We start from the raw sequence: 14,985 nt of genomic DNA on the forward strand, positions 1-14,985 counted from the left end.
CGTTTTTCGAGATTATACCCATCACCACCCGTGCTACTGCTTGCCAACGATAACTCAGGGAAAAGGAATTGATATAAATCGTGGCTGCTTACTTCCAAAGCCTGTTTTTGGTAGAAATAATTGTAAATATCGGGTGTTTTGAAGTTTTTGATTTGCAAAATACCTTCATCAACCACCGAAATCGTGAGTTCGGTATTGGCTTTGGTTTTTATCGTAACTTTTTGCTTGCGTTTCGAGCGAGATTCTTTCACCGCCACAATCTCAACTGGTAATTGATTGGCTGGTTTTTCGACTTTCATCGGGGCAAAACCATGAGCCACCGTGAGCGGCATGTCCGTTCCTTTCATTGGGCGAATGAGCGTTGCGGTTACGTAGACGTTTGGCAACATTTCTTCGGTAATTTTAATGTCGATTTCGGCTGATTTCTTATCGGTTTCTACATAAAAATGTTCTAAAACTGTTCCTTTTTCAACGGTTATGAGCATTTTTCCTGTGAAAGGCGTTTTCATCAAAACCTTTGCTTTGTCGCCCACTTCGTATTTTTCTTTATCAAATTCCATCAAAACTTGTCCTTCGTTGCTGACTTCAAACGAGCTGCTCGACGTATTTCCATAGCCATACGCATAAAAACCTTGTGAAGCATAACTTTTTGCACCCGCTTGGGCAATACGAATTTCGTACTCGCCAGATACTTGTGGAATGAATTTTATCGACGATTTTCCTGCCGAAAAACTTACTTCTTTGGTCTGAACGAGTTTTTCTTGTCGCTTAGAATTATAACGAATGATACCATCAGTTTTCTCAACAACTGTCTGATATTCAATACGATAGACAGAAATCTCAGCTTTTGCCGATTTAGGTTTTCCATCGGTCGAAACCGCAGCGAGTGGAATCGTCATCGGCACGTGCGTACCCACATAATAATCAGGTAAAGCAATACCATAAAAAGTATTTTGCGTGAAAACATCAAAGCTTTTTACCCGATTGAGCGGGCGACCCGTTTCATCAAAAACCGTAACGAAAACTTTTCCTTCTAACACGCCCATATCTTGGTAAGTTTCGGCGATTTGAAAAGCTTGTTTGGCCAAACCATTTTCATCGGTTGAGCCTTGACGAACATCATGTTCAAATTTTGTATCATTCTGAATATCAAATGAATAGCTCTCAAAACCTTTGGCATTAAATGCTTTGCGTTTGAGGCTAAAATCCATTTCATAGTTTCGGTTCGATGCTGGCGGGCCGAAAAGATTGGTTGCCGTTGCTACCAAATTTACGGTTTCGCCTGTTTTATAGGTGTCTTTTGCCGAAACGTCAACTTTGATTCTATCGGGCATAAACTCTTCGATGCTGATGGATTTTGAGGTAAGTAAAACATCATTTCCATTAAGAATTTCGATGGCGTAAGTACCCGTTACAGCGGCACGGTCGAGCGGAATCGAAGTTTCGATTGCTCCTTGTGCGTTGGTATTTTTCAAGAAAGATTTAAATTCACGACCATTGGGCAAAATAAGTCTGATTTTCAAAGGAATATCTGCCGCAGAAGACCATTTGGCATCACGCACAACGGTATTGAAATGAATCGTTTCACCCGGTCGATAAATATCACGGTCGCCATAAACAAAAGCATCAAAACCCGTTGAATTGGCTCTTTTGCCTTCCACCTCGAAGCGTGAGGTTTCAACCTGCGTATCTTCGAGTAGCATATAATTAAAATCGTCTTCGGTGCGAGCCGTAATCATGGCCAACTTGAAGTTCGGGGCCTTTTCTTTGAGTTTTTCAAATACAATAACACCCTTACTATCAGTCTTTTGCGTTTCCATGATTTGATTATTGGTCGAAACAAGTTTTATCTCAACATCGCCAATTGGCTCGGCATCAATGATTGAATTGACGAATACCATTAGCTGGTCACCATCGGCCGATTTCTTGGCAATAATTCCTAAATCAGATACCGAAACGAGTTTGGTAGCATTCTGATAATATTCATCATTTGAATTAAGATTGACCAAATAAACCCCACGCAATTTGTCTTGCTCTGGCATTGGCATATTCAGCACCGAAACCCCGTGAACTTTCGATAAATTGCCAGTTTCGATGGTGCGGTCAACGATTACATCGCTATAAATTCCTTGGTCGTCAGTGCCGTAGTTAAAGCCGTTTACTCGGCTTTCTTCGCCATCATAATCGTAGTTTTCGTAGCGGTTATTTCGCACGTATGAGAGTAAATTATTCTCGTAAATCTTCACAATCTTGAGTTTTACTTTTGGAATATTCGTTATGCGAATACCTACATTTCGACTACCTTTTGATGATAAATACAAACCTTTTTTGCTCGTAAATTCGATACTTGCGGGCATTTCTCCAAAAAACAAATCTTTGGTTACTTCTCCATCAAGTTTTGCTCCGAGTGTACCGCGAAGATTGTCTTTTATAGTCAGCGTATATGCTTCCGAGGCACTGAAAAAACCTTTGATGATAAAGCCGTTTTCGGTCAATTCGGTTTGGGTTTCAACGGCTGGCTCGATTTTGAACGCATCATTTAGGTTATCGCCCGAAATTTGTTGGGTCGTGATAACTTTCACAAAACCTTGGTTTTTCTCGAAACCTGTTTCAATATCAACCACTTTTACATTATATGGTGAAGGTAAAACGCCTTCCAATTCAATTTTTTCTTGGGTAGAACCTGCACTCCCTGCAATTTTTACACCTTTTTCGATAATGGTTTTGAGCGAACTTTCATCTTTTAGTGAAGGTGCATTCTCAAGAGCCAGAACTAACTTTGGGTCGTTGGGCGTGCTGTTTAAGCTAAATTTAGCATCCGCTTCTTCGAGCTGCACTTTTAGCAGATTCGCAACATCGGTTTCCTGCACGGCATAATTAAAATCGACTTTTACTTTTGCAACTGGCTTATTATCAGTACCTTTCATCCAGTAGGTTTCGAGTTTTTCGGGTTTTAGGTAGGGCGTATGAAACTCGAAAGATTCATTATCTAAACCATAATTTTTAGTAGCCGATTTACTCAAAAGGTTTTTGGTAAGTACAGCTTTATAATTGGTTGCTCCCTTGAAACCATTCGATGGCGAAAACACCAATTCGTTTTTGGCCGACCACTTAAAAACTCCCTCGACCTTCGGTTCAATTCTTACGTATTCAACGGCTTGCCAAGTTTCCAAGTCGGCATCAGAAACCAAGTCTTTGTTGAAAGTAAAAACTAAGTTTTGAGCTAGTTGAATTTCATCTTCAAAGTTTCGAGCGGCTACGCTTACTTCGTTGAGTTTTGAACAGCCAGTAAATAGATATGAAATTTGAGTGATGAGATATGAGAAAACGAGCACACGCACAAAGCTTTTGGCTTTTAAGCGATAAATTAGAGGATTCATGGGCAAATAGAAGATTGATTTAGGTTTCGAGGGTATTAACGTGGGAAGTTCGTGAAATTGTAGCGGATTATCAAAATTATTTTTGTGAGAGTATGATGGATATAATTGCCTTCAATGTATTAGAAAAATTCTACAAAACCTTATAAGAATACAGTAAAGGAAATTCTTCAAAAAAATATCAAAAAAAGCTTGGGTTAAATTGATAAAAGGCTTTGCAGTTCAATAGGTTTTTACTTAGTTTTGCGAACTACCTTTTCGGAATTTATACCAAGAGAACGAAAAGCCGCTTTCCAAAATATTCTTCTAAAATAGATTTTGCTGGTCGTATAAATTAATCGTTTAGTAACCCTTGAAAGATTAAAAGGTATAGTTTTTCAAAACTTATATCACGGTATTTCTATGTCTGAACTTTGAGTTGCCTTTTATAAATTGTACTTATTTTAAATTATTTTACTAACACTATGAAGAAAATTTTCCTCGCTCTATCAATGATGTGCTGTTTTTTCAGTAATTCGTTTTCGCAAGATTTGGATGAAGCCCTGCGTTACATAAAAGTCGGAAACACTTACCGTGAAGTAGATGAATATAACCTTTCGGAGTATTATCTTACCAAAGCTATAAACTTAATTACTACCAAATTTCCTACCCAAAAATACTGGGAAGCTGCTGCTTATGAAAATTTAGGTTTGCTCTATCGTGACCATGACGAGCAATCGGAAGCTCAGAAATATTTTGCAAAAGCCTTAGATATTTATCAAAAAGCCAATTATGTGGCCAGTGTGAAAGCAATCCAGAAATTGATGTCGAGTGCCGATAACAAAGAAGAATATTATGCTGGAATCGACGTAGGTGCAACGGGCATAAAACTGAGTGTTTTGGGTGCAAAACTTAATCCTAAAACTAAAAAACTGGAGTTTAAGGTGACAAAGAAATTTAAGAACGCCAACATTAACATGGGTGTAAAAAACCTCAATGCCTATAAAGAAGGTGCGAGAGCGATTAAAAGCTTTGTGATTGACTCCTTGGCTACTTTCGGAATTCCTTCTGACCGTGTAATTATTGCAATTAGTAGTGGTTTGGTGGGTAGAATTCAGGCCGATACCACGGTTTTAAAAGATGAGATTCAATTAGCTCTCGGCAATCCAAACCAAAAAATTGAAGTAGTTGATTATATCCGTGAAGCAGAAATGACAATCCGTGGGGCAATTCCGCAGTCGCTTTGGTATACTTCTACTGTAATTGATATTGGTAGTGGAAACACAAAAGGAGGTTATTATGTAAGAGGTGCAAAGCCTGGCGATGCTCCAAAAATGTTAGGTATTGAATTTCCGGGTACCAAAACTTATGCGTCGTCTATCGAAAAGAAATATGACCCTAAGAATTTGCAAGAATACGTAACAGCCATTGATGCCGAAACCAAAGACCTTACGCTACAAATCAGACGAGAGTTTGATGAACGCCGCCCCGAAATGAAACGTCGTAAAAGAGTGTATTTGTTTGGTGGTGCAAGCTATGTGGCCAACATGTTGATGTCGCCCGATAGTGCTAAAGAAACAGTAATTAGTATGAATCGCTTCGTGATCAATAACTTCAAAACAAAATCTGTAACCGATATTACATCACTCCGAAATCCAGATTTAACTCGCATCAAGGATGAGGCGATTAGAAGCTATGCAGATGCCCGGATTCAAGAAATTAATAATAATATTTTCCCACGTGATGAAGATATTATTTCGGCGGCACACTTGGTTTATTCGTTTACGAATGAGGTTACCAGAGGGCTTGGCGTAAAAGAAATTGTATTTGTAAATGGCACCGATACCGCTTGGATTACGGGGCTGATACGGGCCAGTATTGAGCAGCAGTACGGAAAATAATACAATCTAACAAACCTAACTCTATAAGACTAAGGCACGGAGGGAATTTCTCTTCGTGTTTTTTTTTGTATATTGTCGAGTCAATCAAGATGCAATTGCATGAATCCAGAAATCAGAACATTACCTCCAAAGAAACTCATCGGTAAGAGCCTTGAAATGAGTTATATCAACAACCGAACTGGCGAATTATGGCGTAGTTTTATGCCACAACGTAAAGATATTTCAAACAAAATAGGCTCCGACCTATATTCGATGCAAATCTATGATGGGGTTTTTGATTTTCAAGATTTTAATCCAGCCAAGAGTTTCACGAAGTGGGCGGCAGTTGAAGTAAGCGAATTTGCGGATATTCCAGAAACAATGGAGACTTACACTTTGCAAGGTGGACTTTATGCAGTTTTCTTACACAAAGGTAGTTCGCTTGATTTTCAGAAAACTTTCTACGAGATTTTTGCGGTTTGGTTGCCCAACTCACCCTATCAGATTGATGACCGAGAGCATTTTGAGCTTTTAGGAGAAAAATACAAAAACGAAAGCCCTGATTCGGAAGAAGAAGTCTGGATTCCGATACGAAAACGATAAGTCTTGATATGTTTGAAACAAAAAATCCCCAAGCGATCGGGGATTTTCTTTGTTATATTGTTTTACTTTTTACCTCTAAATTCGACCCTCGTTGAGCCGTGACACGGACGAGAACCATCGGGTAGTGTGCCTGGCTGGGCCTGAATATGAGCAGGAAATGCCTTTATTTTAGCTGTTAGCGTCGTGGCAGTTTTTGAGATGATTTCAATATTTTCATTATACCAAAATAATTCCTGATTTGGTAGAAGTGTGCCTGTCCACCTTGCAGTGAAAGTCTCACCAACATCATAATAATCTTTATCCAGTATTACGTCTCGGTCATTTTCAGGGCAGTTTATCGGAGCATCATCGTGTTCGCAGGTGCTGGTATAGCTCTGATATTCAAAGTCGCCATAGCCATCTTTCGTAACCCTTACCACAAAATATGCAATACTATTGTTTGGAAGATTATTCTTAGTAATTAGTGTATTGCCAGTGAAGTTAAATTCAATTTTTGGGTCAAGGTTTTGAACAGAAATTTGATATTGCCCTAAGTCTGTACTTGGAGTAAATGGCATAAATTCAAACTTCATTCCGCCTTCTCTGCACTCATTATTTACTTTTATCTGAATCGGATTTGAATTCACCACTCCATTATTTGTGCATCCATTAAGATTAAAATCAATGGTATTTCCTAAATCATTATCAAACCCAGGATTGATATCAATGCTTTTATTTGCTCCATATCGGATTGATGAATTTTGGGTTACTACATCGGAGGTAATGATTGATTCAGAAGCAACTATATCAGAATTTACTGCCCTCAGGTTAGCTGAAGTTACAATGTTAGTTTCGCAGTGATAATTAATTTTAGTGAGCAAAATATCTCTATTATTCTGAGAGCTGTAATGATTGCCCACAATATCACCGTCCATTGATTGGGTAGTACCGATACTGATAAATGCACCTTCATTTGTTTCTACAATTCCATTCCCTTCGTCATCGGCTGAGCCACCAAGCGTTTTCGAACCAAAAAAATCTAAATTGCTGCTTACCTTCATCATAAAAACATCGAAAGCAGCATTGTTATTACTCGGAATGCGATTACGATCTTGAATATCGCCATTGTTCGACCTCGTAGAACCCACAGCTACTAAATTACCATCGCGTGTGGCTATAAGGTCATTTAATACGTCACGGCCAGAGCCCCCAAATATTTTTTTGCTCTGGATATCACCACTGGCATTTAGTTTAACCAACCAAATGTTATCCTCAAAATTATTTTGAAATACATTATTGGGGGTAAATTCTAGGTCATTGTCGAATGAGTTTGAGGTCAATCCAATAATAATATCACCATTAGGCTGTGCAACGACGCGTCTAGCCTCGTCTCTTTGCGAGCCACCAAATGTTTTTTTCCAAATAACGTTTGTCGAGTTGTCAATTTTTGTCACTAAAATATCGCGTCCACCTTTATTCGTACCAAAATCTGCATCATTTGATGTAGAGTAACCTACAATAATGAAATTTCCGTCAGAAGTTTTTTTCATGTCAGAACCAACTTCATCACCACTACCTCCAATACATTTTTTTGAAAGAATACTTCCGTTTTGATCTAATTTGGCAATCCATAGATCCTGATTGAAGCCAACTGTATTTTTACCTGAGTTGGCAATATCGCCATTTCCGGGCGAACCAGTGTACGCAAGAAGCATAAAGTTGCCATCATTGGTTGGTAAAATCTTAATTGGTGTATCTTCTCCATCGCCGCCATAATTTTTAAACCACACCATCTTACCTTGGGCATCGAGTTTTGTTACTAAAATATCGAAGTTCCCTTTATTGCCAATGTCCGAAACAGTCATAGACTGGCTGCTATTAAACCGAAGCTTTGAATAGTTATTTATCTTTGATAGTAAAATATAGCTTCCATCAGGATTAGAAATAATATCTTGCCCTCTAAAACCAGTATAAGCAAATTTATCAGAGATGGTCGTTTCCCAGAGTATGTTTCCAGCCGGGCCTATCTTCGAAGCCCATACACCTTCATTCCCTGCCAAACTCTTTTTGCCAATTGCAGCATAATTTCCATCGGATGTTTGAATTATTTTTAGACCCTCGTCCCCATAATAATCATTCCAACCATAGCATTTCTGCCATTCAAGGCTTGTTGGAAAACCCTGTCCAGTCACTCGCATACATACTATCAAAAACATGATAGTTTTTATAAATCTGGGGCTTCTTTTTTTCTTAAACATAATAAAAAAATAATTGTACGATTGCCAAAAACAATCATTTATAAATAGCGAATTATCGGTATTTATAAAAGCCACAAATTCAATGCCAAAACTCTCAGAGAAGAAATAACACCCAGTGGAGAGATATAATAAATAGGGGTGTTTTGGGTATGAAAATACTAAAAAAGATAGCTTAAAAACATCATTAGATGTTTTTAAGCTATCTTTTTTATTTCAATAAATAATATTATTGAGCTATAAATTCTTTGATGTCGCGGATAATTTTATCTGCAAGGTTTGAGGCCGTAGTTTCAAATTCTGACTCGGCATAAATTCTGATAATAGGCTCAGTATTCGATTTACGTAAATGGACCCATTCTTTCTCAAAATTAATCTTTACGCCATCTTCGGTATTAATCGGATAACGATCATATTTTGCTTTTATATCTTCTAAGATACTATCCACATCCAAAGTAGTTGTGAGCTCAACTTTCTTTTTTGCTATATGATAGTTCGGATACGTATTTCTTAAGAAACCGATTGGTTTATTAAACTTAGCCAGATGAGTCAGGAATAACGCAATTCCAACGAGGGCATCACGGCCATAATGGAATTCAGGATAAATGATTCCGCCGTTTCCTTCACCACCAATGATTGCACCAACTTCTTTCATTTTAGTCACTACATTGACTTCGCCAACAGCTGCCGAATAGTATGTTCCACCCGCTTTAACAGTGACATCTTTTAGTGCTAAGGTTGATGATAGATTAGAAACCGTCGATAGGTTTTCTTTATTAGGAGTATTTTGCAAAATATAGTCGGCTACTGCCACAAGCGTATATTCTTCTCCGAATGGTTCGCCATCTTCGTTGATAAACGCTAATCTGTCAACATCAGGGTCAACCACGATACCCAAATCATAGCTTCCCTTACGGAGTTCGCCCGAAATTTCTCTCAGATTTTCTGGTAAAGGCTCAGGATTATGAGCAAAAACACCCGTAGGTTCGCAATTTATTTTTTTTATTTCGCTTACGCCCAGAGCTTCTAAGAGCATCGGAACCGCAATTCCGCCCGAAGAGTTTACAGCATCAACACAAATTTTGAAATTTGCTTTTGCAATCGCTTCTTTATCTACCAATGGCAAAGCCAAAATCATTTCGATGTGCTTCTGTAGGTAAGTGTCGTTTACTTCAACTTTTCCTAAGCTTTTAACATCAGCATATTCGGCACTGTCATTTTCGGCAATGGCCAGTAGTGCTTCGCCATCTGCTCCCGAAATAAATTCGCCTTTAGCATTAAGTAGCTTTAGGGCATTCCATTGTATTGGATTATGGCTTGCTGTTAGAATGATTCCGCCAAGAGCGTTTTCAAGTGGAACCGCAATTTCGACAGTGGGAGTAGTAGATAGACCTAAATCAATCACCTGAAAACCCATTCCTACGAGCGTTGCAGAAACTAAATCGGCAACCATTTTGCCCGATAAACGAGCATCTCGCCCGATTACAACACGGAGGGGTTTATCAGCATTGTTGATTTTGAGCCAAGAACCGTAAGCAGCAGTAAATTTTACAACATCTAAGGGGGTTAAGGAATCGCCACTTTTTCCGCCAATAGTTCCTCGGATTCCCGAAATTGATTTGATGAGCGTCACTGTAAATAGAGTTTTTTGTTACTTATAATCTCTACAAAGATACGAAAAACATCTTGAAATTTTATTTTAAATTTACTTTATAATACTGCCTTTCTATTTATTTATCATTGTTTTAAATAAAAATAAATAGATCTTATGTATTTGTTATGTTGTAGATTTACAAAAAAAGACTATTTAATATTCATTTATGATGAAAATCCTTAGTAGGTATATTCAGATAATAGTGTTGCTTATAACAGTAGCAATAGCGATTTTTTTGTGGGAGAAGTTCAAAAACTTTAATCCTTTTATAATTAAAGATGTACAGACAACCCATCATATGGTATTGAAAGAAATGACGCTTCTGGGTAAACTTGAGTTGTCAAATTTTGCCTTTCGAGATGTTGTCGAGCAGGAACTTGTGCGTGATTATCTCCCGAACCCCAAGGCAATCCTGATTGTGCAGGGAGAAGCCATTGGCTGTATTGATTTGACGAAGATTACCGCTGATGATATTGCTACCAAAGACGATACGCTTGTGGTGCATTTGCCCGATCCGGAGCTTTGTAGTTATCGAATAGATCACAGTAAATCAAAAATTTACGACACTGAATATGCTTTCATGAATGAGCAGTCATTGATGAATGAAGCGTATACCCGAGCTGAAGCCAAAATCAAACAATCGGCCCTCGAAATGGGGATTCTTGATCAGACTAAGAAAAATGCAGAGTTAGTGCTAAAGCCATTACTCGAGAATGTTTCGGGCAAAAAAGTTGTGCTTCAGTATCGCATGAAAGCAACTCTAGAGCGGTTGAAATAATTGGCTATTTTGTAAACTTGTTACTGGTTATTTGTCATTGGTAAAACCAATCAATCGACCAGTGACCAGTCAACTAATAACCAGTAACGAATATCTATACCTTTCCGCCAAAAGCCAAGTCGCCCGCATCGCCTAAGCCTGGTACAATGTAAGACTTTGAATTCATTTCGGTGTCGATATCTCCAACCCATAGGCGGCACTGTGGCAAACGAGCCTGAATAAATCTAACGCCTCGCTGGCTAGCAATTGCCGAAACGATGTGTGTTTTGGCCGGAATACCGTATCGAAGCATAGCATGGTACGCTTTTTCGATAGATTTACCAGTGGCCAGCATTGGGTCGCTGATTATTAAAATCTTTCCGTGAATATCAGGACTCGTAATATAGTCCATTTCTATTTCGAATGCTTCTTTTTCGTCATGTTTGCCTCGGTAGGCTCCAATAAAGGCATTTTCGGCTTTATCAAAATAGTTGAGTAGGCCTTGATGCAGAGGTAAGCCGGCTCTTAGAATTGTTACCAAAACTACCTCTTGAGAAATATGGTAGGTTTGCTTGATCCCAAGCTGAGTGCCTACATCTTTTTTCTGATAGCTCAATGTTTTTGAGATTTCATAGGCAAAAACTTCGCCTAAACGCTCTAAATTTCTGCGGAAACGCATCGAGTCTTTTTGCGTATTTTCGTCTCTCAACTCAGAAAGAAAGTGATTGGCCAGAGAGTTGTTTTCGGTAAGGACAAACATGAGTAGTGAATAATGTAAAATGTATAAATAAGAATGAATAACGGCAAATTGCAAAAAAACTCAACTATTTATTGAATACATGATAGATTACAATCAACGATGCTAACGCTAATAAGATATTCATGATGCGTGTTTTCGGCTGCCTTGGGAAGCTCATAATTTTAAGGATTGCATTTAGCCACCTAAAATACAAATGATCTTTGGCTCGTATTCCAGCGTAAGCCTGCCGAAAAAATCAAATTTTGTGCGTCAGCCGTATTACCCGATAAATTAGTGTTTCTGCTTTGTATTTTTAAATCAGCAAATAAATTATGGGCTATCATATATGAAGCACCAAGTTGATAAAATTTAGTGTTTACTCGGCGGCCTTGCCCAATTTCATTGCCGTATTCGGAAGGGCGAGCAAAATTATAATTTCGTAGGATATCTCCCCCCCAATTGACGATATTTGAGTCTTTGCCTTGTTGAGCTAGCATGGCCGTAAAATTCAAAAACAGACGTCCTGTTGGTTGATATCGCCCTATCAGTAGAAGTTCAGTAAAATTTGCACCAAGCGGGTGAGCCAATGGCAAATTATAGTTTACATAATTGCTGTAGGTTGAATTGTGGCTGTACATATAAGGGCGAACTAGATTGTATTCGGTCTGAAAGTCAAGATTCTTGATCCCCAGTACATCAACGTAGCGTCCGCCAATTTGAGCCGCATATTTTTTTGCCCACCAGCCATCTTGTTTAAAGTACTTTATATTAAATTCGTCAAGCACAAATTGTCCGTAAAGTGAAAAATGGCGTTTGAAATTTAACTTAAAGTTAGCTCCTGCAATCGAGTTATCGACACTTCCGAGGTGCCCTTCAACAAAACGCAAAAGTATGACCGGATTGAGGTAATTGATATCAAATCCTACTTGTCGCTTACCAAAAACAATACTCTCAAAAATACCAATATTGAGATTTCGACCAATGTTGACACTCAAATGGTGCAACGAAAGATATTTTGGGGGGATTTGTTCTGTATTATCAACAGCTACCGGAATTTGCTTGTTTATCATCTGTGCAAACAAATTCATGTACTGAAAACGCCCAACGTTGGTCGTAACTTTGAGGTGCAAATATGGAGCCGAAAAGTCTGATAAAATCATGGAGCGAACCCCCGATCCTATGAAGTTTTTATCATGCCCAAATTGGATGTGCATGTTTTTTAGAGCTTGGAAAGTAATGTAGCCTCGGGCAGAAAAGAAATCGGTGAGGTATTTGCTCGAATCTGCATTGGGTACCTTCGTAAAACCTTCATACGGATTGGCTTTGTACTGGCGTCCGTACTCTCTGACGTATTCAGGATAAAGCATCTGATTTTCGGTCAGCATCGAATAAAATCCTAACTTTTTATTCAGTGTACCACGTAGCTCAATTCCACGAGTATTGATGTAAGGTGTTTCTTTAAGCTGATCATCGTTCGCAAATGCAAACTGAAAAATCGGACTCACGTGAAAGTCTATATCTTTGGTTTGGGTACTATAACAATCAGCTTTTTTCCTGAAAAGGTGTTGCCAAAGTGGTTTTTTGCTGTCACTTTGTTGTAGTTTGGCATCGTCGAGCCATTCCCAGCTATCGTTTTGCAGATAGGCTAAATTAAAACGGTCGGTTTTAGATAATTTCGCTTTTTCGTCCGATTCAAGTTCGGTTGTTAATTTTACTAACTCTTTTCTTCTGACAGGTTTTATAGTCGTATGAAGATTGGATAAAATACCACTTTTTATTTCGTAGCGTTCGATTAGGTTATGATAGTCTTCGTTGAGTGGTGCAAAGGTACTTTGTGCAGAGAGCCTTAACTGCGTTGATACAAGTAATAAAAAAAATATGCTTAATCGGCTTGATAGGGGTGAAACATGCGAGCGGCCAATCGAAGATTTAAGATATTTTAGCAAACACAATCCCATTAAAATATGTTATTTTGAGTATGAATAACTTTAGCTTGCTGATTTTTAATTGTTTGAGATAAGGAGTTTGTGTAAATTATTGTTTTGAAACAAAGTTTATAACAATGAATCAACCAATAACAAATTTCCAGCAACCATTAACAACCATTCAATTGTGCGAAAATACAGATAATTCCTCATTATATGTAAATCATCTGTTAGATTTGTAAATAAATTAATGATTGGCTTCGGTCAAAGGCTTTTAGCTTCCAAAAAATATGAAATCATTTGTCATTCCAGAAATTTATAAGAGTAATATCATCGGTAAAATCAAAGAGGCCCGCCGGACTAAGGATAAACTCAAGAAAGACTTCACGCCTACGGTTCTTGATTTTGGTTCGATTAAGTTTCTGATTGCCCGACATTTCGGCTTTTGTTATGGCGTTGAAAATGCCGTTGAGATTGCCTACAAGACCATCAACGAAAATCCCGATAAACGAATCTTCTTCTTGAGTGAAATGATTCACAACCCTGATGTAAACGCCGACTTACTTTCGCAAGGAGTAAAGTTTCTGATGGATACGAAGGGAAATCAATTGATCGATTGGCAAGAACTCAAGCCCGAAGATGCGGTAGTTGTGCCAGCTTTCGGAACTACGATTGAGATTCAACAGCAACTTTCTTCACTCGGTATAGACCCATATAAATACGATACCACTTGTCCGTTTGTTGAGAAAGTTTGGAATCGTGCTGGGCAAATCGGTGAGCGTGGATATAGTATTGTGGTACACGGAAAGCCCAACCACGAAGAAACCCGTGCGACGTTTTCGCACAGCAAGCAAAATGCTCCGACCGTAGTGGTAAATGACCTAAAAGAGGCCGAACTTTTGGCCAAATACATCATTCGTGAACTTCCTAAAGAGCAATTCTACACAGATTTTGCAGGGCAATATTCGGAAGGATTCGACCCCGAACGCGATTTAAACCGAATCGGTGTAGTGAACCAAACCACCATGCTTGCATCGGATACGCAAGGCATTGCCGATTACTTGAAAAAGGTAATTGTGGAGCACCACAAAGCTCAGCCAGCTGAAGTTGAACGCTATTTTGCCAACACGCGGGATACACTCTGCTACGCAACCAATGATAATCAGGAAGCTACCTACGCTTTATTGGAAAACGAAGCCGATTTGGCGGTAGTTGTGGGTGGATACAATAGCTCAAATACTACGCATTTAGTTGAACTTTGTGAGCAGAAACTCTCCACGTTTTTCATACAGTCGCACGAAAGTATTCTTGATAAAAATCTCATAAAACGCTACGATTTACATAAAAAACAAGAAGTAATGAGCGAATTCTTAGCAGAAAAAGAGAAAACGACCATCATGCTCACCTGTGGAGCCTCTTGCCCCGATGCCGTGATGGAAGCAGTTTTGTTGAAAATTTTATCATTTTTTAATACCACAAAAGAAATAGACGAGGTGCTTTCTACGTTATAATGATATAGCCAAAAAGGGTCAGAAGAGAAAAATAATTTACTAATAAATATTCTGAAAAATCTTTGGATAGTACAAAAATTTATTTTTAAATTTACATTCATTTTCTCCGTTACCCATCAGTTCATTATAAAAAGTAGATGTTCTATGAAGATGATTGAGTATGTAAAACTGATTTTAGAGAAAGTCAGTTTTGAGAGAGAACTGTTTGAAAAAGAATTAAAAAAAGGCCTTAAACTATTATCCTTCAAGGAAATTCGAGAACTAAGGAAATGGTGCTACGAGCGTTTCGGAAGTATCTACCGAGGAATTCTTAATCGAACATTTCG

General features: G+C 38.4%; 10 protein-coding genes. 5 read left to right on the plus strand and 5 right to left on the minus strand.

Annotated features, from left to right (window positions below; translation table 11 throughout):
• On the minus strand, window positions 1–3,380 hold a 3,380-nt coding region (locus ACOVO2_RS09080), incomplete at its 3' end, for an alpha-2-macroglobulin family protein (RefSeq protein ID WP_421769654.1).
• 461 nt (window positions 3,381–3,841) lie between these two features.
• Between ACOVO2_RS09080 and ACOVO2_RS09085 the strand changes: the two genes are divergently transcribed.
• Window positions 3,842–5,257 carry a tetratricopeptide repeat protein gene (locus tag ACOVO2_RS09085; protein WP_421769655.1) on the plus strand — a complete coding sequence of 472 codons (1,416 nt, stop codon included), beginning with the start codon at window positions 3,842–3,844 and terminating at the stop codon, window positions 5,255–5,257.
• A gap of 99 nt (window positions 5,258–5,356) precedes the next feature.
• Entirely contained in the window at window positions 5,357–5,839 is a 483-nt protein-coding gene (locus ACOVO2_RS09090; RefSeq protein ID WP_421769656.1) for a GyrI-like domain-containing protein, read from the plus strand.
• A gap of 62 nt (window positions 5,840–5,901) precedes the next feature.
• Here the strand turns inward: ACOVO2_RS09090 and ACOVO2_RS09095 are convergent, their stop codons facing one another.
• A complete protein-coding gene (locus tag ACOVO2_RS09095; RefSeq protein ID WP_421769657.1) occupies window positions 5,902–8,034 on the minus strand; it encodes a 3-coathanger stack domain-containing protein in 2,133 nt (710 codons plus the stop codon).
• Between the two features lie 268 nt (window positions 8,035–8,302).
• Window positions 8,303–9,706, minus strand: a complete 1,404-nt coding sequence (glmM, locus tag ACOVO2_RS09100; RefSeq protein WP_421769658.1) for a phosphoglucosamine mutase — start codon at window positions 9,704–9,706, stop codon at window positions 8,303–8,305.
• 187 nt (window positions 9,707–9,893) lie between these two features.
• Between glmM and ACOVO2_RS09105 the strand changes: the two genes are divergently transcribed.
• The gene (locus ACOVO2_RS09105) at window positions 9,894–10,505 is read left to right on the plus strand and encodes a DUF4230 domain-containing protein (protein WP_421769659.1); all 612 of its coding nucleotides are present in this window, start codon (window positions 9,894–9,896) and stop codon (window positions 10,503–10,505) included.
• Window positions 10,506–10,599: 94 nt separating this feature from the next.
• Here the strand turns inward: ACOVO2_RS09105 and upp are convergent, their stop codons facing one another.
• The gene (gene upp, locus ACOVO2_RS09110; RefSeq protein WP_421769660.1) at window positions 10,600–11,244 is read right to left on the minus strand and encodes a uracil phosphoribosyltransferase; all 645 of its coding nucleotides are present in this window, start codon (window positions 11,242–11,244) and stop codon (window positions 10,600–10,602) included.
• A gap of 182 nt (window positions 11,245–11,426) precedes the next feature.
• Window positions 11,427–13,169: a capsule assembly Wzi family protein gene (locus ACOVO2_RS09115; protein WP_421769661.1), complete on the minus strand. Its 1,743-nt coding sequence runs from the start codon at window positions 13,167–13,169 to the stop codon at window positions 11,427–11,429.
• Between the two features lie 269 nt (window positions 13,170–13,438).
• Between ACOVO2_RS09115 and ACOVO2_RS09120 the strand changes: the two genes are divergently transcribed.
• Both ACOVO2_RS09120 and ACOVO2_RS09125 read left to right on the plus strand, forming a co-directional pair.
• On the plus strand, window positions 13,439–14,659 hold the full coding sequence (locus ACOVO2_RS09120) for a 4-hydroxy-3-methylbut-2-enyl diphosphate reductase (protein WP_421769662.1): 1,221 nt from the start codon (window positions 13,439–13,441) through the stop codon (window positions 14,657–14,659).
• 144 nt (window positions 14,660–14,803) lie between these two features.
• A partial coding sequence (locus ACOVO2_RS09125; RefSeq protein ID WP_421769663.1) for a hypothetical protein occupies window positions 14,804–14,985 on the plus strand: 182 nt, incomplete at its 3' end.

Source organism: Emticicia sp. (assembly GCF_049241225.1).
In the GTDB taxonomy this organism is placed as follows: Bacteria; Bacteroidota; Bacteroidia; order Cytophagales; family Spirosomataceae; genus Emticicia.

Excerpts from the sequence above, each read along its gene's own strand:
- ACOVO2_RS09090 (WP_421769656.1), top strand. The coding sequence starts at position 5,357 with ATGAATCCAGAAATCAGAACATTACCTCCAAAGAAACTCATCGGTAAG.
- upp (WP_421769660.1), bottom strand. The coding sequence starts at position 11,244 with ATGTTTGTCCTTACCGAAAACAACTCTCTGGCCAATCACTTTCTTTCT.
- ACOVO2_RS09105 (WP_421769659.1), top strand. The coding sequence starts at position 9,894 with ATGATGAAAATCCTTAGTAGGTATATTCAGATAATAGTGTTGCTTATA.
- ACOVO2_RS09095 (WP_421769657.1), bottom strand. The coding sequence starts at position 8,034 with ATGTTTTTGATAGTATGTATGCGAGTGACTGGACAGGGTTTTCCAACA.
- ACOVO2_RS09120 (WP_421769662.1), top strand. The coding sequence starts at position 13,439 with ATGAAATCATTTGTCATTCCAGAAATTTATAAGAGTAATATCATCGGT.
- ACOVO2_RS09085 (WP_421769655.1), top strand. The coding sequence starts at position 3,842 with ATGAAGAAAATTTTCCTCGCTCTATCAATGATGTGCTGTTTTTTCAGT.